This window comes from Marivivens aquimaris (assembly GCF_015220045.1).
In the GTDB taxonomy this organism is placed as follows: Bacteria; Pseudomonadota; Alphaproteobacteria; order Rhodobacterales; family Rhodobacteraceae; genus Marivivens; species Marivivens aquimaris.
In genome coordinates this window covers 3,272,203-3,292,022 of record NZ_JADBGB010000001.1, presented here as the reverse complement: position 1 = coordinate 3,292,022, position 19,820 = coordinate 3,272,203, and the positions used below count along the sequence as shown (strand labels likewise).

At 60.5% G+C, this 19,820-nt stretch carries 21 protein-coding genes; 15 read left to right on the top strand and 6 right to left on the bottom strand.

From position 1 onward, the window contains the following. From IF204_RS16385 to coxB, 5 genes are all read right to left on the bottom strand, one after another. The coding region (locus IF204_RS16385) for a cytochrome c oxidase subunit 3 (RefSeq protein ID WP_194098092.1) at positions 1-775 on the bottom strand (775 nt) is incomplete at its 3' end. Between the two features lie 24 nt (positions 776-799). Further along, on the bottom strand, positions 800-1,393 hold the full coding sequence (locus tag IF204_RS16380) for a cytochrome c oxidase assembly protein (protein ID WP_194098091.1): 594 nt from the start codon (positions 1,391-1,393) through the stop codon (positions 800-802). Next, positions 1,390-1,599 (bottom strand): hypothetical protein, encoded by a 210-nt coding sequence (locus IF204_RS16375; RefSeq protein WP_194098090.1) that lies wholly within the window; start codon positions 1,597-1,599, stop codon positions 1,390-1,392. Before IF204_RS16375 ends, IF204_RS16380 begins: the two co-directional genes overlap by 4 nt. A 3-nt stretch (positions 1,600-1,602) precedes the next feature. After that, positions 1,603-2,535, bottom strand: a complete 933-nt coding sequence (gene cyoE / locus IF204_RS16370) for a heme o synthase (RefSeq protein WP_167637391.1) — start codon at positions 2,533-2,535, stop codon at positions 1,603-1,605. Positions 2,536-2,600: 65 nt separating this feature from the next. Further along, positions 2,601-3,509 carry a cytochrome c oxidase subunit II gene (gene coxB / locus IF204_RS16365; protein WP_194098089.1) on the bottom strand — a complete coding sequence of 303 codons (909 nt, stop codon included), beginning with the start codon at positions 3,507-3,509 and terminating at the stop codon, positions 2,601-2,603. A 200-nt stretch (positions 3,510-3,709) separates the two neighbouring features. Here coxB and tldD point away from each other — a divergent pair, with 200 nt between their 5' ends. The 5 genes from tldD (at position 3,710) to IF204_RS16340 (ending at position 10,543) form a co-directional block, all read left to right on the top strand. After that, a complete protein-coding gene (tldD, locus tag IF204_RS16360; RefSeq protein WP_194098088.1) occupies positions 3,710-5,131 on the top strand; it encodes a metalloprotease TldD in 1,422 nt (473 codons plus the stop codon). Between the two features lie 72 nt (positions 5,132-5,203). Beyond that, complete coding sequence (gene dprA, locus IF204_RS16355; protein ID WP_194098087.1) at positions 5,204-6,325, top strand: DNA-processing protein DprA; 1,122 nt, start codon at positions 5,204-5,206, stop codon at positions 6,323-6,325. Positions 6,326-6,443: 118 nt separating this feature from the next. After that, positions 6,444-9,041 carry a type I DNA topoisomerase gene (gene topA / locus IF204_RS16350; RefSeq protein WP_194098086.1) on the top strand — a complete coding sequence of 866 codons (2,598 nt, stop codon included), beginning with the start codon at positions 6,444-6,446 and terminating at the stop codon, positions 9,039-9,041. A gap of 147 nt (positions 9,042-9,188) precedes the next feature. After that, complete coding sequence (locus IF204_RS16345) at positions 9,189-9,917, top strand: CoA transferase subunit A (RefSeq protein ID WP_194098085.1); 729 nt, start codon at positions 9,189-9,191, stop codon at positions 9,915-9,917. After that, on the top strand, positions 9,917-10,543 hold the full coding sequence (locus IF204_RS16340) for a 3-oxoacid CoA-transferase subunit B (protein ID WP_167637385.1): 627 nt from the start codon (positions 9,917-9,919) through the stop codon (positions 10,541-10,543). Before IF204_RS16345 ends, IF204_RS16340 begins: the two co-directional genes overlap by 1 nt. Here IF204_RS16340 and IF204_RS16335 read toward each other — a convergent pair. Then, the gene (locus IF204_RS16335) at positions 10,536-11,333 is read right to left on the bottom strand and encodes a lytic transglycosylase domain-containing protein (protein ID WP_228069238.1); all 798 of its coding nucleotides are present in this window, start codon (positions 11,331-11,333) and stop codon (positions 10,536-10,538) included. The two genes, IF204_RS16340 and IF204_RS16335, sit on opposite strands and share 8 nt — an antisense overlap. Before the next feature lie 380 nt (positions 11,334-11,713). Between IF204_RS16335 and IF204_RS16330 the strand changes: the two genes are divergently transcribed. The 10 genes from IF204_RS16330 to IF204_RS16285 all read left to right on the top strand — a co-directional run bounded on the left by IF204_RS16330 (position 11,714) and on the right by IF204_RS16285 (position 19,819). Beyond that, positions 11,714-11,902, top strand: a complete 189-nt coding sequence (locus IF204_RS16330) for a Flp family type IVb pilin (protein WP_194098083.1) — start codon at positions 11,714-11,716, stop codon at positions 11,900-11,902. A gap of 45 nt (positions 11,903-11,947) precedes the next feature. After that, entirely contained in the window at positions 11,948-12,136 is a 189-nt protein-coding gene (locus IF204_RS16325; RefSeq protein WP_194098082.1) for a Flp family type IVb pilin, read from the top strand. Between the two features lie 45 nt (positions 12,137-12,181). After that, entirely contained in the window at positions 12,182-12,370 is a 189-nt protein-coding gene (locus tag IF204_RS16320) for a Flp family type IVb pilin (protein WP_194098081.1), read from the top strand. Between the two features lie 34 nt (positions 12,371-12,404). After that, entirely contained in the window at positions 12,405-12,602 is a 198-nt protein-coding gene (locus tag IF204_RS16315) for a hypothetical protein (RefSeq protein WP_194098080.1), read from the top strand. Positions 12,603-12,784: 182 nt separating this feature from the next. Beyond that, complete coding sequence (cpaB, locus tag IF204_RS16310; RefSeq protein WP_194098079.1) at positions 12,785-13,663, top strand: Flp pilus assembly protein CpaB; 879 nt, start codon at positions 12,785-12,787, stop codon at positions 13,661-13,663. A 246-nt stretch (positions 13,664-13,909) separates the two neighbouring features. Beyond that, positions 13,910-15,256 carry a type II and III secretion system protein family protein gene (locus tag IF204_RS16305; RefSeq protein ID WP_407658944.1) on the top strand — a complete coding sequence of 449 codons (1,347 nt, stop codon included), beginning with the start codon at positions 13,910-13,912 and terminating at the stop codon, positions 15,254-15,256. Positions 15,257-15,275: 19 nt separating this feature from the next. Then, positions 15,276-15,938: an OmpA family protein gene (locus IF204_RS16300; protein WP_194098077.1), complete on the top strand. Its 663-nt coding sequence runs from the start codon at positions 15,276-15,278 to the stop codon at positions 15,936-15,938. Positions 15,939-16,127: 189 nt separating this feature from the next. Next, a complete protein-coding gene (locus IF204_RS16295) occupies positions 16,128-17,375 on the top strand; it encodes an AAA family ATPase (RefSeq protein ID WP_194098076.1) in 1,248 nt (415 codons plus the stop codon). A gap of 8 nt (positions 17,376-17,383) precedes the next feature. Then, a complete protein-coding gene (locus IF204_RS16290) occupies positions 17,384-18,844 on the top strand; it encodes a CpaF family protein (RefSeq protein WP_194098075.1) in 1,461 nt (486 codons plus the stop codon). 6 nt (positions 18,845-18,850) lie between these two features. After that, complete coding sequence (locus IF204_RS16285) at positions 18,851-19,819, top strand: type II secretion system F family protein (RefSeq protein WP_194098074.1); 969 nt, start codon at positions 18,851-18,853, stop codon at positions 19,817-19,819. The last annotated feature ends 1 nt before the right edge of the window (position 19,820 follow it).

Genomic DNA, 19,820 nt, shown 5'->3' with positions numbered 1-19,820 from the left:
AAAGGAAGAGCCAGACAACGTCAACGAAGTGCCAGTACCAAGCAGCAGCTTCGAAACCAACGTGCTGGGTCGGAGTGAAGTGACCCTTCATCGCGCGCAGGAGGCAGACGAAGAGGAAGATGGTACCGATGATGACGTGGAAGCCGTGGAAGCCGGTGGCCATGAAGAAGGTGCCGAAGAACACGTCACCGCCGAGGGTGTAGCCTTCGTGGGCAACCAGTTCATAGTATTCGTAAGCCTGAAGAACCGAGAACAGCAGACCGAGGACGATACCGAGCGCCAGACCGTTGACGAGGTCCTTGCGGTTGTTCTCGTGAACCAGCGCGTGGTGAGCCCAGGTTACAGCAGCGCCCGAGCACAGCAGGATTAGGGTGTTGATCAGCGGCAGGTGGAACGCGTCGACGGCCAGAATGTCCGGACGCTCGTAGCTGGTGCCCATGTAGGTCCACATCGGGTACATCTGGGTTTTGAAGAACGCCCAGAACCATGCCACGAAGAACATGATTTCCGACATGATGAACAGGATCACGCCGTAGCGCAGGCCGATGCGAACAACCGGAGTGTGGTCGCCGGTCTGGCCTTCTTTAACCACGTCAGCCCACCAGCCTGCTGCGGCGTAGAGGGTCGCGATCAGACCGATGAAGAAGAGGTACGGCATGTCGTTGGCCATCCACATGACAGCGCCGAACAGCATGACGAACGCGCCGACCGACGAGATGAAGGGCCAGATCGACGGCGGAAGGATATGAAAATCGTGGTTCTTAGCGTGAGCCATTTCGGTTTTCCCTGCGGCTGGTCTTTAGTTATTTGCGGTGGCGACGGGCGCCGTGACTTCGAGAGCTGCATGAGCATCAGGCAGCGGAATCTCATAGAACGTGTAGCTGAGCGTAATCGTGTTCACGTATTTCGCGTCACGATCCTCAACCATCGCCGGATCAACGTAGAAGCTGACAGGCATCATAACCGTTTCACCAGGCTGAAGCACCTGTTCAGTAAAACAGAAACATTCGATTTTGTCGAAAAAGTTGCCGGCCTCGTAGGGCACGACGTTATAGGTCGCCTGACCACCGATCGGACGGTCGGTCGGGTTGTGCGCCTCGTAATAGGCCAGAGCGTTCTGGCCGATTTTCACCGTCATCTCGCGCTGCGCGGGTTTGAAGTCCCACGGCAGGGCCGGATCGGTCGAGGCGTCAAAACGGATGGTCACTTCGCGGTCCAGCACGACATCGCTGCCTACTTCGGCAGTGTTGGTGACGCCGCCGAAACCGGTGACAGCACAGAACCAGCTGTAGAACGGAACCGACGCCCACGACAGGCCGCCCATCAGGACGACGACGCCGAGCAGCATCACGACGGTGCGCTGCGGACCTTGCAGGTTAGGAAACAGTTTCACTGAGTGCCCTCCCCTTGGGTTTCATCAGGCAGAAGCGCCGGACGCAGAACGTGGTCGTTCGACTCGAACTGGCGCGCATCGCCAAGCTGCTGGACCTTGACCACGGTCAGGCCCAGAACCATCGCGGCAAACGCCAGCAGAAGGATCAGGACACCGTAGTTACGGCCTTTGCGGCGCTGGTGGAGTTCGTGTTCGACTTTGATCATGGCTTATCCCCACAGTCCTGCGGATTGCAGCGTCGCGTCGATCATCAGCGCAGCGAAGTGCAGGAAGAGATAGGCGAGCGACACTTTGAAAGCGCGCTTTTCAGCGGCGAAATTGTCGGCCTCTGCCTGCTCCTCATCGCGGCGCCATACTTTGTAGCACGCCTGCAGGAACCATAGGTTCAGAACGACAGCCGTTACTGCGTAGACCGGACCACCGATCTGGGTGAAGCAGATCGCGAGCGAAACCGGCACCAGCGCGACCATGTAACCCATGATGTGGTTACGGGTGACGCGGCGGCCGTGGGTTTCGGTGAGCATCGGAACGCCAGCGCGGCCGTAGTCGGACTTCACGAAGATCGCCAGCGACCAGAAGTGCGGCGGGGTCCACATGAAGATCAGCGCGGTCATCAGAACCGATTCAATGCTGACAGTGCCGGTGACACAGGCCCAACCGATCATCGGGGGCAGCGCGCCGGACAGACCGCCGATTACGATGTTCTGCGGCGTCGAGCGCTTCAGCCACATCGAGTAAACGACAGCGTAGAAGAAAATCGTGAAGGCAAGCAGCGCAGCCGCGAGGAAATTCGTCGCGAGGCCGAGCAGGATAACCGAGAAACCGGACAGGGCCAGACCAATCGCCAGGGCCTCTTCGGGCTGGACGCGGCCCGACGGGATCGGACGGTTCGAGGTGCGCTTCATGATGCGGTCGATGTCGGCATCCCACCACATGTTCAGCGCGCCCGATGCACCGCCGCCGACGGCGATGCAGAGGATGCTCACGAACGCGATGAAGGGATGGACATGACCCGGAGCGGTCACAAGACCGACGAGCGCAGTAAACACGACCAGCGACATCACGCGCGGCTTCAGAAGGGCGAAGTAATCACCCATACCTGCTTCGCGTGTAGCCGTATCCTGCATGCTGACGTCAGTCATTGCTGTTCCTTATCGAGTATGGGGCGGATGCGTGTCCCGCCCCAGATGCTTGAGGGAAGAGACGATTACCAGGCGACGTAGTCGCTGTCGTTCTTCACGCGGTCGAGCCACGCTGCGTACTCTTCTTCGCTGACCACTTTGAGGGTGATCGGCATGAAGGCGTGGTCCTTACCGCACAGTTCCGAACACTGGCCGAAGTAGATGCCTTCCTGCTCGGGTGCAAACCACAGCTGCGCGAGGCGGCCCGGAACGGCGTCCTGCTTCACGCCCATGGCCGGCATGGCCCAGGAGTGGATGACGTCTGCGCCGGTAACCTGCATGACGATGGTCTTGCCAACCGGAACGACGACCGAGGTGTCGGTTGCCAGAAGGAAGTCCTTACCTTCGTAGCCGTAGCGCTCCATGACGGTGTCCATGTTCGCGCTGCGAACGAACGGGATCACGCCAGCGTCTTCGTCTTCCGAAGTCAGGGTGTTGCCGTGGCCGACCATGTAGCTGTCGAACGAAACGTCTTCGTCAACGTATTCGTAGTTCCACGCCCACTGGAAGCCAGTAACCTTGATGACGATATCGCCTTCGGGGAATTCCTGCTGCTTGAACAGGGTCGGAAGCGAGAACGCACCGATGAAAACGAGGACGACGATCGGAACGATGGTCCACGCGATTTCCAGCGGCGAGTTGTGGGTGAAGGTAGCCGGGGTCGGGTTCGCACGCTTGTTATAGCGGACGATAACCCAGAGCAGCAGACCAACCACGAAGATCGTGATGGCGGTGATGATCCAGAGGATCATGCCGTCCAGCCACTGCAGGTCGCGGGCCAGCTCGGACGATGCCGGCTGGAAGCCGATACCGTTGTCGTGCGGCGCACCGACGATCGGCAGATCGGCGAGAACGTCTTGTGCCTTGGCAGCTACGCCGGCGAGGGTCAGGCCGGCAGCGGCCATCAGCTTGGTGACGAGATTGGTCAGTCGCATGTCATACCCTGTCTTAGTCGGGGCCCGATATTTGCCCCGGTGCTCGGATTCCGTCAAAACACTGTGAGAACGGTTGCGGACGGAATCCCGTTGTCTCCGTCGATGCATGTCACATATCCTGCGTCACAACTCAAGAACTGCAATTGCGGCAAACGGACGCTTTTTGACCTAAATCAATGTCGCAAGGAGAAAAAACATAAATGTTGGATGACCGCTTCCGCCCCTTCGAGACCTATCTGGATCAGGATTCGGCCCAGCAGTTGCTGAATCAGGCCACAGAGGGTGCTGACGACGGCGAACTGTTCCTCGAACGTCGCCGCTCGGAAATGCTGGTGCTGGATGACGGCAATATCAAAACCGCGAGCTACGACTCCTCCGAAGGTTTCGGCCTGCGTTCGGTCCGCGGAGAGACCTGCGGCTACGCCCACTCATCTAATATAGACGAACATTCGCTGCGCCGCGCGGTTGAAACGGCCCGCCTTGCGGTTGGTGATGGCGGCGGTACGATCGCCCTTCCCCCGCAGGCCACGAACAAGAAACTCTACAGCGACGTCGACCCGATCTCCGAAGCGACCTTCCCGTCCAAGATCGACCTTCTGCGCGAAATCGACACCTTTGCCCGCGAGCTTGATAGCCGCGTGGTTCAGGTCTCCGCCGCGCTCGGTGCATCGCTTCAGGAAGTCGTCATTCTGCGTCCCGAAGGCACGCTCGTCACCGACGTCCGCCCGATGAGCCGTTTGAACGTTTCTGTCATCATCGAAGACGCCAACGGTCGCCGCGAGTCCGGCAGCCACGGTGGCGGCGGCCGCGAAAGCCTGCTCGGTGTCGTGTCGCGCGACAACTGGGAGCCCGCCGTGCGCGAGGCTCTGCGGATCGCGCTTGTGAACCTTGAAGCCGAGTCCGCCCCCGCTGGCGTGATGGACGTCGTCGTCGGCCGCGGCTGGCCGGGTGTTCTGCTGCACGAAGCGGTCGGTCACGGGCTTGAGGGCGACTTCAACCGCAAAGGCACCAGCGCATTCGCGGGCCGCATCGGTGAACAGGTCGCGGCCAAGGGTGTCACGGTTCTGGACGACGGCACGATTCCCGGTCGTCGCGGTTCGATCACCGTTGATGACGAAGGCACGCCGTCGAACGCCACCACGTTGATCGAGGACGGCATCCTCGTCGGTTACATGCAGGACCGCCAGAACGCCCGTCTGATGGGCGTTCAGTCCACCGGCAACGGTCGCCGCGAGAGCTACGCCCACCTGCCGATGCCGCGCATGACCAACACCTATATGACCAGCGGCAATGCCGACCCCAAAGACATCCTCGCGGATTTGGCTGACGGCATTTACGCCGTGGGCTTCAGCGGCGGTCAGGTCGACATCACTAACGGCAAGTTCGTGTTTTCCTGCACCGAAGCCTACCGCGTGAAAAACGGTGTCGTCGGCGCGCCGGTGAAAGGCGCGACACTGATCGGCGACGGCCCCAGCGCGATGGGCAAAATCCGCGCGATCGGCAACGACATGGCGCTCGATCCGGGCGTCGGCAACTGCGGCAAGGCAGGCCAGTGGGTCCCCGTGGGCGTCGGCCAGCCGACCTTACTCATTGGCGGCCTGACCGTCGGCGGCTCGGCCTGATTTTGCGAATACCGTTTACCGCCGGTTAACTGGTCCGGCGGTAAACCCGTCCTGCAACAAACGGATCGCAGGATGACCGGAGCGCTATTTTCTTCCACTCCCCCCACACTCCCACCCACCTCGGAAGACGACAGGATCGCCGCGCTCCGTTTGTTGCGCTCGCGCCGCGTGGGCGTGTCCACGTACTACCGCCTACTCGAAGAATACCGAACGCCGCAGGCCGCTCTTGAGGCTCTGCCCGAAATCGCCGCGACCGCTGGCGTGCGTGGCTACGAGGTCTGCCCTGAAGGCGTGATCCACGCCGAACTCAAAGCTGCCCGCACCGCGAAGGCGCGTCTGCTGGTGCGCGGCACGCCGGATTACCCCACTGCGCTTGACGACGTGGTCGATGCGCCCCCGCTGCTTTGGGCGGTTGGCGACACTACTATATTGCAGCGTCCGATTGTTGCGTTGGTCGGCGCACGCAATGCGTCCTCTCTGGGTACCCGCACTGCCCGCAAATTCGCGGCCGAGCTTGGTGAAGCTGGCTATGTCACCGTCTCCGGCCTTGCCCGCGGGATCGACGCGGTGGTGCATAGCGCGTCCTTGGCGACCGGCACCATCGGCGTTCTGGGCGGCGGGGTCGACGTCATCTATCCTCGTGAAAACACCGATCTGTTCCATGAAGTCGGCGCGAAGGGGCTGCGCCTGTCGGAGCAGCCGATGGGCCTCCAGCCGCAAGCGCGGCACTTCCCCGCGCGCAACCGCATTATCTCTGGCATGGCCCGCGCTGTGATCGTGATCGAAGCGGCGGTGAAGTCCGGAAGCCTGATCACAGCCGATACCGCGCTGTCACAAGGCCGCGACGTGATGGCCGTGCCGGGGCACCCGTTCGACGGCCGCGCCGGTGGCTGCAATGCGCTGATCCGCGACGGCGCAGCGCTGGTAAGGTCGACCGACGACATCCTCGCGATCCTCGGTGAAATCGAACCGCCCAAACCTGCCGCAACCACGCCCGCGCCCCAGCCTGAACGCAGTATCGCGGCGCTTCATTCAGAAATTCTCTCCCGCCTCGGCCCCTCCCCCGTGGCCGAAGACCAGCTGATCCGCGACCTTGGCGTTACGGCTGGACGGGTGGCTCCTGCGCTGATGGACCTCGAACTCGACGGGCGGATTTTGCGCCAGCCGGGCGGTCTGGTGTGCTTGTCGATGTGACACCAAGCCCCTAAATCAGGTCCGGTTTTCCGGTTCCTCGGAAAGGCGCATTGACAATCACCCCACACCGCACACATGTTCCGCGGCCATAGAGCCGTTGCATGTCCAAGGAGTTTTCATGCCAGTTGTTGTTGTCGAATCCCCGGCCAAAGCCAAGACAATCAACAAATATCTGGGCTCGGATTACACCGTTCTGGCCTCGTTCGGACACGTGCGCGACCTGCCTCCGAAGGATGGCTCGGTCGATCCAGACAACGAATTCGAGATGACGTGGGAGATCGCTGCCGACAGCCGCAAGCACGTCAAAGCCATCGCCGATGCGCTCAAAGACGACCCCGAACTCATTCTCGCAACTGACCCTGATCGCGAAGGCGAAGCCATTAGCTGGCACCTCCAGGAAGCGCTCACGAAGCGCCGCGCGATCAAGAAGGACACGAAGGTCAGCCGCGTGACCTTCAACGCGATCACCAAGAACGCCGTCACCGAGGCAATGCAGTCGCCGCGTCAGGTCGACACCCCGCTGGTCGAGGCTTATCTGGCCCGCCGCGCGCTCGACTACCTTGTGGGCTTCAACCTGTCGCCGGTTCTGTGGCGCAAGCTGCCGGGTGCGAAATCCGCTGGCCGCGTGCAGTCGGTCTGCCTTCGCCTCATCGTCGAGCGCGAGATGGAGATCGAAGCGTTCAAGCCACAGGAATACTGGACGATCAAGGCCCTGCTGGAGACCCCGCGCGGTCAGCAGTTCGAAGCCCGCCTGACCCATTTCGCAGGCAGCAAGCTGGACCGCTTCGACCTCGGTAACGAAACGCAGGCCGAACTGGCCGCTTCTGCCGTCAGCAAGCGTGACCTCAAGGTCGCCTCGGTCGAAGCGAAGCCCGCCAGCCGCAATCCTGCACCGCCGTTCATGACCTCGACGCTCCAGCAGGAAGCCAGCCGCAAATTCGGCATGGGCGCCCGCCAGACCATGAGCGCCGCGCAGCGCCTCTACGAGGCCGGACTCATTACCTACATGCGTACCGACGGGATCGACATGGCACCCGAAGCCGTTATGTCCGCCCGCGACGCGATCAAGGACAAGTTCGGCGAGGAATACCTGCCGAGCAGCCCGCGCATGTACAAGAACAAGGCCAAGAACGCGCAGGAAGCCCACGAATGTATCCGCCCGACCGATATGTTCGTGTCCACGGAAAAGGCCCGCATCGCGGACGCCGACCAGCGCAAGCTCTATGACCTGATCTACAAGCGTACCCTCGCCAGCCAGATGGCTGCCGCGAAGATGGAGCGCACCACCGTCGACATCAAATCAGACGACGGCGAAGTTGTTCTGCGCGCCACCGGTCAGGTCGTTCTGTTCGAGGGATTCATCGCGATCTACGAAGAAGGCCGCGACGATACGGTTGTGGATGACGACGACAAGCGCCTGCCGGTGCTGCACGTCGGCGACAAGACCGACAAGAAAGACATCACGCCTGAACAGCACTTCACCCAGCCGCCGCCCCGCTACACCGAAGCGACGCTGGTCAAGCGCATGGAAGAGCTCGGCATCGGCCGTCCGTCGACTTACGCGTCGATCGTGACGACCATTCAGGACCGCGACTACGTCAAGAAAGACAAAAACCGCCTGATCCCGCAGGACAAAGGCCGTCTCGTGACGGCGTTCCTGTCCAACTACTTCCACCGCTATGTGGAGTACGACTTCACCGCCAGCCTCGAAAACGAGCTGGACGAAGTGTCGGCCGGTGAGGCGGATTATAAAGAACTGCTGGCTGCGTTCTGGCGCGATTTCTCGGCGGCGGTCGCGGAAACGTCCGAGCTGCGCATCACCGAAGTTCTCGACAAGATCAACGAGGTGCTGGAGCCGCACCTCTTCCCGCCGACGGAAGACGGCAGCGATCCACGTGCCTGCCCGAACTGTGGCAATGGCCGCCTGTCGATGCGCACGGCCCGTTCGGGCGGCGCGTTCATCGGTTGCTCGAACTACCCCGAGTGCCGCTTTACCCGTCCCTTCGGCCCTCCGGGTACCGAAGATTCCGGCATCGGTCCGGACGGCAAGCTGCTCGGCTACGATAATGAGGACAAGATCACCCTGCGTGACGGTCGCTTTGGCCCCTACGTGCAGCGCGGTGACGCCACCGAGGAAAACCCGAAGCCGCCACGTTCGAGCCTGCCCAAAGGCTGGTCGCCCGAAGCGATCGACCTCGAAAAGGCGCTGATGCTGCTGAACCTCCCGCGCGAGGTTGGTCCGCACCCCGAAGACGGCGTGATGATCGAAGCCGGCATCGGTCGCTTCGGCCCGTTTGTGAAGCACGGCACCGTCTACGCCAACATCAAGGACGTCGATGAGGTGTTCGAGATCGGCATGAACCGCGCGGTCGAGGTGCTCGCCCAGAAAGCCGCCGGTCGCGGCGGACGTGCGACGGCCAAGGCGCTGAAGGAACTCGGCGATCACCCCGATGGTGGCAAGATGTCGATCATGGAAGGCCGCTACGGTCCTTACGTGAAGTGGGAGAAGGTTAACGCCACGATCCCCAAGGACACCGATCCCGACAGCCTGACAGTCGAGGCAGCCATCGAGCTGGTCAACGCCAAGGCGGGCGCGAAGGGCAAGAAGAAGACTGCCAAAAAGCCCGCGGCAAAGAAAACGACCGCAAAGAAGCCTGCTGCCAAGAAAACCGCCGCGAAAAAGACGACGAAGGCCAAAAAGGCCGACGACGAATAAGCCCTCTCAACGCCCCGCCATCCAGCGGGGCGTTTGCTTATGCGACCTCCGTAATAGCGCTAACATCGCAAATGCTGCTGTGCAGCGATTGACAGCTTCGCGGCGCGGGGTGACAACTATGCGCGTACGCACCCAAGGGGGACCACGATGAAAAAAGTATACGGCTCGGCGCAGGAGGCGCTCGACGGGCTGCTGTTCGACGGCATGCAAATCGCGGCAGGGGGATTCGGGCTTTGCGGCATTCCGGAGCTTCTGCTTGAGGCGATCAAAGAGGCAGGTACCAAGGACCTGACCTTTGCGTCGAACAACGCAGGCGTCGATGACTTCGGCATCGGCATCCTGCTGCAAACGCGGCAGGTCAAGAAAATGATCTCGTCCTACGTGGGCGAAAACGCGGAATTCATGCGCCAGTACCTGTCGGGCGAGCTCGAGCTCGAATTCAACCCGCAAGGCACGCTCGCCGAACGTATGCGTTCGGGCGGCTGCGGCATTCCGGGCTTCTACACCAAAACGGGTGTGGGCACCGTGATCGCCGAGGGCAAAGAGCACAAAGACTTCAACGGCGAGACCTACATCCTCGAAGAAGGTATCTTTGCCGATCTGTCGATCATCAAGGCATGGAAGGCCGATACCACCGGCAACCTGATCTTCCGCAAGACCGCCCGTAACTTCAACGTGCCCGCAGGTATGTGCGGCAAGGTCTGCGTGGCAGAGGTCGAAGAAATCGTCGAAGCCGGTTCGCTGGACCCCGACACCATCCACCTGCCCGGCATCTATGTGCACCGCATCATCGAAGGCCACCACGAGAAGCGTATCGAACAGCGCACCACCCGCGCCCGTGCAGAAAACGGTGCTGCCGCTGGGGAGGAAGTCTAATGCCTTGGGATCGTAACCAGATGGCCGCGCGCGCGGCTCAGGAACTGCAGGACGGTTGGTATGTGAACCTCGGCATCGGTATTCCGACGCTCGTGGCCAATTACATCCCCGAAGGCGTGACCGTCACGCTCCAGTCGGAAAACGGTATGCTCGGCATGGGCCCCTTCCCCTATGAGGGTGAAGAAGACGCCGACCTGATCAACGCAGGCAAGCAGACCATCACCGAACTGCCGCACACCGCCTATTTCGACAGCGCGACCTCTTTCGGCATGATCCGTGGTGGCAAAATCGCGATGGCGATCCTCGGCGCGATGGAAGTGGCAGAGAACGGTGACCTCGCAAACTGGATGATTCCGGGCAAGCTGGTCAAAGGCATGGGCGGCGCGATGGACCTCGTTGCCGGTGTCGGCCGCGTGGTCGTCGTGATGGATCACACCAACAAGCACGGCGAGTCCAAAGTTCTCAAAGCCTGCACCCTGCCGCTGACCGGTCAGGCCGTTGTCGACCGCATCATCACCAACCTCGGTGTGCTCGATGTCGTCGAAGGTGGTCTGAAAATCGTCGAATGCGCTGACGGTGTGAGCGAGGATGACATCCGCGCCGCGACCGAAGCGACCATTATCTGACGCTGAACACGCAGCCGTCCGACATCAGTTCGGGCGGCGTCACGCATAGGGCTCGCGCCACGTTCCACGCTGCAAGCACCTTGGGGACGTAGGCGCGGGTTTCCGCATAGTCCGGCACACCGCCGGCATCACGGATCGACCCCGCCCCTGCGTTATAAGCCGCGAGGAACAGCACAGGGTCATCCTCGAACCGCTCCATCAGCCAATTCAGGTATGCCACACCGCCACGGATATTATCCGCAGGGTCAAGGCTATCGCGCACACCGAACCGCGCCGCGGTCTCGGGCATAAGCTGCATGAGGCCTACGGCACCCACACGGCTAATCGCTTCGTGATCGCCGCTGCTTTCCACCGCGATGACAGAGAGCACCAGAGCGGGCGAGACGCGCGTGCCGACAGTCTGCCGCAGGATCTCCGTGCCGTAAGTGCTGGCGATCTTCTGGAGCGCATCCAGACGCGGCTCGCGCACGCCTTTGCCTTCGGGCGCCTTTCGCATCGCCTCCAGCGCCAGAATGAGCCGTCCAGGTTGTGAGGCGGCAGTTTCCGGCGGGATCATCTCCCAGAACCAGTCCAGCTCGCTCGCACGCGGCGTTGCGCCCGCTACAGGCCCCGTACCTGTCACCGTTCCCGCCTCGGAAGGCGCATATGGCTCTGCCGGACCACGCGGTGCGATCTGCACATTGATGCGATTTGTGCTGCCGGATTGAGGAACCGTGATTCTTTTAAAGGTGAAATCAGCCTGCAAACGGCTTTCCTGCGCCGAAATCGCCCCCGGAATCAGAACCGTCATTCCCAGAATCGAGAAAAATTGCCGCCACATCGGATTCTTACCTGCTCTTTGGGCTCCATTATTAACGCCAAAAACAGGTTTTGCCTCCCTCAATAGGTAAACAATTCGGTCGAAACAGCCATATTGTGCCCCGCTTCGCCGCATTAATCTCCCATTCGTATAGGTCCTGTTAATTTTTTATCCTTAAGCATCAGACGTTTAATCCCGAATTCCGCAATTTATCCGGTCGCACCAAAATTGCACGAGTCCCGTCAAAGTCTCGCCCGAATCCAACGGCTATATGTCCTCATCCAAAGCGGAACTGGACGATTGAGAGGCCGGACAGGGAACGCCGCAAGGACCTAACAGAGTGATCCAAATACCCCCCAGGAGGGACTGAAATGCTTAACTTTATCAAGAACTTCCGCCGCGACGAAGACGGTGCTGTGACTGTTGACTGGGTTGTCCTGACCGCCGCTATGGTTGGCATCGCAATCGCCATCATCTCCTCGGTCAACACCTCTGCCAAGACTCTCAAGGGCGACCTGGTTACCGACATGACCACCGCGTCGACCGTCGCTGCAAACTAATTCTGGCTGAACGCCAAACCCACCTAGATTGGATAGGATAAAGAAATGCTGAACTACATCAAGAACTTCCGCCGCGACGAAGACGGTGCTGTGACTGTTGACTGGGTTGTCCTGACCGCCGCTATGGTCGGTATTGCAATCGCCATCATCTCCTCGGTCAACACCTCGGCCAAGACTCTCAAGGGCGACCTGGTTACCGACATGACCACCGCGTCGACCGTCGCTGCAAACTAATTCTGGCTGAACGCCAAACCCACCTAGATTGGATAGGATAAAGAAATGCTGAACTACATCAAAAACTTCCGCCGCGACGAAGACGGTGCTGTGACCGTTGACTGGGTTGTTCTGACCGCCGCTATGGTTGGCATCGCAATCGCCATCATCGGTTCGGTCAACACCTCGGCCTCGACCCTCAAGGGCGACCTGGTTACCGACATGACCACCGCGTCGACCGTCGCAGCCAACTAAGGTCCCGCGAAGTTTCTGTTGAGGCAAATCGCAATTGCTGAACTTCATCAAAAACTTTCGCAGCGAAGAGGACGGTGCCGTCACTGTCGACTGGGTTGTCCTCACCGCCGCAATGGTCGGCATCGCGGTCACCCTCGTCACTTCGGTCAGCTCGTCGTCGGCCACCCTGAAAACCGGCATCGTTGCCGACATGGGGACCGCATCCGCTATCAGCCCGTCTTCGGGCGGCTGATAACCCGGGCCACCGTTACAAACTCATGGCTGCCTACCCAGGCGGCCATTTGTTTTTGAGGGTAACGGAATATCAACGCTAACGCCTTAGCATGAACGAGCAGAGGCCAGCAAAATGCCGCAATTGATATCCACCTTGGAAACAATGAACAGAAAACTCACACTTTTATCGGGGGCAAGATAATGCGTGCAGTATTCGGACTGGTGCTCGTCATCGGTGTCGCACTGGCAGGCTTTGCAGCCTATCAAGTCAAACTATTCATGGATGCGCAGGAAGTGCAGCAGATGGCAGATCGCCAAGCCGCCGCCGCCGCAATCCCCACAATCACTGTGATCGCCGCAAAAGAAGACATCGCTTACGGCGATGAGCTGACGGCGGACAAACTCCACACGATCGCCTACGCGGAGCCCAACCAGCCGGAGGGCCTGTTCCTCACGATGGAAGACGTTTTTCCCGAGGGCGAGGATGGCACCCGCGTGGCGCTCCGCCAGATGGTTGCAAACGAGCCACTGCTCGCCAGCCGCGTGACGGAGCCGGGCGGTGACGCAGGTATCGCGTCGATCCTCTCGCCGGGCATGAGCGCCTTCGCAATCAAGGTGGACGTCGCATCGGGTGTTTCCGGTCTCCTGCGTCCGGGCAATTTCGTCGACGTGTACTGGACCGGCCAGATGGCGACGTCGCAAAGCCAGTACGGCACCCGCGAAGTCACCCAGCGCATCATCTCGGGCATCAAGATCATCGCGATCGACCAGAGCACTGACGTGAACCTGTCCGAAGGCATCGTCGCCCGCACGGTCACCGTCGAAGGCACGCCGCAGCGCATTGCGTCGCTTGCTCAGGCCCAGTCGACCGGCGATCTGATGCTTTCGCTAAACGGTCTCAACGATCCGTCGAGCAGCGATCCGGTCCTCATCGACCAGAACACTCTGCTCGGTATCGTCGAAGAACCGGAGCCTGTCGCGGCAACGCCGGAGCCGACGCCCGTCGCGGAAAAGGTCTGCACCATCCGCCAACGCCGTGGCTCGGATGTCGTCGAAGTACCTATTCCTTGTACGAACTAACGTGCTATCAACGCAGCCGAGAACTCGGCTGCGTTGTTTTATTGCCAGTTATCCACACAAGTTATGCGCGACAATGCATTGATTCTTGCAAAGAATACGAATTCCGCGCACTGTTAGGACAAAACGGGCGTTAGACCCGTTATTGTGCGTGATCGAAGAGGCAGGAGCACAATGATACGCAAAGGTATGCTTGCGGCCGCCTTCATAGGTGCCGCTATCGCGATTTCCTCCATCCCGGCGACGGGCATGGCCGAAACCCTGCGTGTGATGCGCGGTTCCCCTTCTGCTGCACTTCAGGTTCCGATGAACCGCGCTGTCGTCGTGGAAAGTGACACGTCGTTCACCGAACTTTCGATCGCCAACCCCGGCATTGCAGATATCTCGTCTCTGTCCGATCGCACGATCTATGTTCTGGGCAAAGAGCCCGGCCGCACAACACTGACCCTGCTCGGCGCCGATGGCCGCCTGATTACCAACGTCGAAGTGCAGGTCACGCCCGACATCGCCGAATTCAAAGAACGCCTGCAGCAGATCCTGCCAGGCGAGCCGATCGAAGTGCGCACTGCCAACGACGGCATCGTCCTTTCGGGCACCGTGTCTTCGGCTGCGCGCCTCGACCGTGCGCTTGAACTTGCGCAGCGTTATGCGCCCGAACGCGTTTCGAACCTCATGAGCGTCGGCGGCACCCAGCAGGTGATGCTGCGCGTGCGCTTTGCCGAAATGCAGCGTTCGGTGTCCAAATCGCTCTCGTCGTCTATTGGCGTGCAGGGTACAACGCTGAACGGCAACCTCGGCCTGCTGGGTGGCAACGGCAGCCTGAACAGCGCGAGCGCGGTGTCGAGCGCGCTTGGTGCAGAATATGCTGGCAACGGCACCAGCAGCGGCGCGATGCTGTTCGGTTTCAACGCGGGCGGCCTCGAAGTGGGCCTGCTGCTCGAAGCTCTGGAACAGCGCGGCGTCGTTCGCACGCTGGCCGAACCGAACCTCACGGCCCTTTCCGGTCAGGAAGCCCGCTTCCTCGCTGGCGGCGAATATCCGGTTCCGGTGAGCCAGGACAACGGCGGCGTGACTGTTGAATACAAGCCGTTCGGTGTGGAGCTGAACTTCATTCCGCGTGTCGTTGATGGCGACATCATCAACCTCGAGCTCGAAGCCTCGGTGTCGTCCATCGACTCCACTAACGGTTTCACCAGCGGCGGTTTCACCATCGACGCATTCCGCAAGCGTGAAACCTCGACCACCGTGGAAATGCGCGACGGCGAAAGCTTTGCCATCGCCGGTCTGCTGTCGGACGATTTCCGCGATCTGAACAATCAGGTGCCGTGGCTGGGCGATATTCCTGTGCTCGGCGCTCTCTTCCGCAGCGCCGAATATGAGCGCGCGCAGACCGAACTCGTGATTATCGTGACCCCGCACCTCGTAACGCCCACCCGCGGCGAAGCGCTGGCGATGCCGACCGACCGCGTGACCCTGCCGACCGAACGCCAGTTGTTCCTCAACGGTCAGGTCACCGGCAACACGCCGACCAGTGGCGCGGCAGGCGAAGTGGCCCGACAGGATTTCTCGGGCTCCTATGGTTACGTCCTAGACTAAGATTTCAGGGAAACGCAGCATGACCAAATTTGTCACAGCAAGCATCATCGGCTGCGCCATCCTCGCAGGCTGCACTGACGCCCAGCGCGGTCCCGACATGTTCGATCTAGAAGCAGGCGCAATGGTCGACGGCGGCTCGTTTGGCGGCGCCACCATGCACAACGCGCTGGTCCAGACGGGCCAGCAGGACTTTGTCGTCAGCCTGAACCGCCGGTTCGAGGCCGAAGTGCCGACCACGATCAACTTCGACTTCAACTCCGCCCGCCTCGGCGCCGAAGCACAGCGCATCCTGACCGAGCAGGCTTACTTCATCCAGCAGTTCCCCGAAGTGCATTTCCGCGTTTACGGGCATACCGACCTTGTCGGTTCGGATTCGTATAACAAGCAGCTCGGCCTCGCGCGTGCGAATGCCGCTGTTGCCTACCTCATCTCGCTTGGCGTCGACCGTTCGCGCCTCGAGGCTGTTGTGTCCTTTGGCGAAGAGCAGCCGCTCATCGTGACCGAGGGCCGCGAACGTGCGAACCGCCGCACCGTCACCGAGGTTTCGGGCTTCGTTTCCGGCAATGGTATGGTTCTGAACGGAAAATATGCGCAGATCGTCTTCCGCGAATACGTGGAAAGTGCTGTTCCGCCGACCGGTCTGGTGGGAATCAGCGGTACTGAAGTGAGCACGACGAACTAATCCCGCTTAGCGCGCAACAAAGCCGCGTCATTCACTTTATCGTTTGCGATTACCGCACAATTGCGGATTTTCGGCCCAAATCTCGTCATGTTTGACGACGAAATTCTCTCTTATGGGGCAAAACGGGATCGATTCCCGCTTTCTCCCTATCCTTCCGGATTGGCCGGTCGGTAGTTTGAGGGAAAAGGCATGGTTAGTCAGGCCGCTATTCAACCAGAACCACAGCCTATTTTGGCGTGTACCGTCAGTCGTGACGTTCAGGTTTTCGATCTACTCATCGAAGACATGGAGAACGCGATGGGAGAGGGCTGGGGCGATCTCGGATTTGAAGATGCACTCGCCTTTCTCGGGCAGGCGGAGGCGGACTCATTACAGTTCATCGCCGTTGCACTCGATCATGAAGACGAAAGCGATCTGGGCCGTGTGACGGAAGTCATCTCGGCGGCCAAGTCGCGCGGTATCAAAGTTATTCTCATCACGGAGGACCTGAGCCCCTCCGCGATCCACACACTTCTGCGGCAGGGCGGCGACGAGTTCCTCCCCTACCCGCTCCCCGAAGGCGAACTCGGCCATGCGATCGAACGGGTGATGAAAGCGCCCGAGCCGATTGCTGTCGTCGAAGAAAAGAAGCCCACGCTGGCGCCAACCAACGACCGCTCGGGCGTGGTGATCGGCGTTCAGGGCATGTCCGGCGGTGTCGGCGCGACCACGCTCGCGGTGAACCTCGCGTGGGAGCTCGCGAACGTCGACAAGAAGAGCCCGCACCGCGTGTGCCTCATCGACCTCGATCTGCAATATGGCAGCACGTCGACCTACCTCGACCTCCCCCGCCGCGATGCGGTGCTGGAAATGCTGACCGACACGGAAAACATGGACTCCGAGGTGTTCCTGCAGGCGCTCCAGCCGTTCAAGGAGCAGCTCTATGTTCTGACCTCCCCGCCGGAACTGATCCCGGTCGACCTGATCGGACCGGACGATGTCGCGCGCATCCTCGAAATGGCGGAGGCGAACTTCGACTACGTCGTCGTGGATATGCCGTCGGTGATGGTGGAATGGAGCCAGACCGTTCTGGAAGCTTCTGCTGTCTACTTTGGCGTGACCGAAATGGACATGCGCTGCGCCCAGAACATCGTGCGCCTCAAGCGCGCGCTGAGCGCCGAGGAACTGCCCGTCGAAAAGATGCGCTATGTGCTGAACCGCGCACCGAAGTTCACAGACCTGAACGGCAAGAGCCGCGTCAAACGTCTGGGCGAAAGCCTCGGCATTTCGGTCGAAGTGCAGCTTCCCGATGGCGGTAAGCAAGTTACGCAGTCCAACGACCACGGCACGCCACTGGCCGAAACCGCGGGCCGTAATCCGCTCCGCAAGGAAATCGCTAAACTCGCCAAATCTGTTCACGACGTGAACCTTCAAGACGCCGCCGAAAGCAAAGGCTGAGGTAAGTAATGTTCTCCAAGTACAAGAAGCCGGCAGCGGCTCAACCTGTTCAGGCAGCACCCATCCAGCAGGTCGCAAAGGCAGTCGCCGCTCCGGCGGCAGCGCCCGCGCCGAAACCCGAAGCACCTAAGGCATCGTTGCTAAAGTCGCGTCCCGCGAAGGCTGCCGAGCCGACGCCGATCGACAAGGCCCGCCAGCGCAAGGAGCGACTCGCCGAAATCAAGCTCGAGATGCACCGCGCATTGCTCGAGAACCTGAACCTCGCCGCGCTCGATAAAGCAACCGAAGCGGACCTGCGCGCCGAAATCACCGCCATTGTCTCCGAAACGCTCGAGGACAAAGGTATCGTGCTGAACCGCGACGAACGCCTTCAACTGAACCAGGATCTTTATGACGAGGTTACTGGCCTCGGTCCGCTCGAAGCGCTGCTCAAAGATCCGAGCGTCAACGATATTCTGGTCAACGGCCCGCAGCAGATCTTCGTGGAACGGGCGGGTAAGCTGCAGCTCACCGACATTACTTTCAAGGACGAAAAGCACCTCCTGCGGATCATCGACAAGATCGTTTCCGCCGTGGGTCGCCGCGTCGACGAATCCAACCCGTACGTTGACGCCCGTCTTGCCGACGGTTCGCGTTTCAACGCCATGGTCAGTCCGATTGCGGTGGACGGCTCGCTCGTCTCGATCCGTAAGTTCAAAAAGGACAAGCTGGGGATCAACGACCTCGTTAAATTCGGTGCCTTCACCGAAGAGATGGCCGCGTACCTTGAGGCCGCCGTCGCCACCCGCCTCAACGTGATCGTCTCCGGCGGTACGGGTTCGGGTAAAACGACGACGCTCAACGCGCTGTCGTCCTTCATCGACAACTCCGAACGTATTCTGACGATCGAGGATACGGCGGAACTCCAGCTTCAGCAGACCCACGTTGGCCGCATGGAATCCCGCCCCGCCAACGTCGAAGGCAAAGGCGCCGTCACCCAGCGTGACTGTCTGCGAAACGCACTTCGTATGCGTCCCGACCGCATCATCGTCGGCGAAACGCGCGGCGAAGAAGTCATCGACATGCTTCAGGCGATGAACACCGGCCACGACGGTTCGATGACCACGATCCACGCGAACTCCGCCCGTGACGGCGTGTCCCGTCTGGAAAACATGATCGCGATGGCCGGTATCGAAATGCCGATCAAGGCCGTGCGTAGCCAGATTTCTTCGGCTGTGAACCTCATCGTGCAGGCGTCGCGTTTGCAGGACGGTTCGCGCCGCATGGTATCGATCACCGAAATCACCGGCATGGAAGGTGACGTGATCTCCATGCAGGAGGTGTTCCGCTATCAGCGTACGGGCCTGACGCCCGACAACAAAATCATCGGTCACTTCACCGCGTCCGGCGTGCGTTCCCACTTCTCCGAACGCTTCCGCCTGTGGGGTTATGACCTTCCGCCGTCCATCTTCGAGCCATCAAACGGGTAACGCACAATGGTTATTTCCGCCGAACCACTGATCTATCTTCTGGTTTTCGTCGCCGTTCTTGTGCTCGTCGAGGGCATCTATCTGACCGTTTTCGGTAAATCGATCAGCCTCAACAGCCGCGTGAACCGCCGCCTGGACCTGCTTGATCGCGGCGGTAATCGCGAACAGGTGCTCGAACAGCTCCGCAAGGAGATGACGCAGCACCTCAAGTCGCAGCAGATTCCGATCTATTCGCTGCTCGCGTCCAAGGCGCAGAAGGCGAACATCGCGTTCACCCCGTCGCAGCTCATCATGATTATGGCGCTGCTGGCCATGGGTGCCTTTGGTGCGCTGACCGTCGGCACCGGCGCGAGCGTTCCGGTGCGTGCGGCCGCGTCCGTCGTGATCGGCATCGGCGGCGTTTACATGTGGATCAACGGCAAAGCCAACAAGCGTATCGCGCTGCTTGAAGAGCAACTGCCCGATGCCGTCGAACTGATGGTGCGAAGCCTCCGCGTAGGTCACCCGTTCAGCTCTGCCGTCCAGATCGTTGCCAAAGAAGTCGCCGACCCGCTCGGCACCGAAATGGGCGTGATCTCGGACGAAACCGCTTATGGCCGCGACATGGGCGAAGCGCTGAAAGCCATGGCCGAGCGCATCGGGATGCAGGATTTGCGCTTCCTTGCGGTGGCCGTGACCATCCAGCAGCAGTCGGGTGGTAACCTGTCGGAGATCCTCGAAGGTCTGTCCAAAGTGATCCGCGCCCGCTTCAAACTATTTCGCCGCGTGAAAGCGATCACCGCAGAAGCCAAATGGTCCGGCATGTTCCTGTCCGGCTTCCCGCTAGCTGCGCTCGCCTTCATCCAGATTTCCAAGCCCGACTACTATGACACCGTGAAAGAGACCTCTGCGTTTATTCCCGCCTGTCTCGTTGTCGCTGGCTTCCTTGGCGCAAACATCTTCGTCATGCGCAACCTCACCAACATCAAGCCGTAAG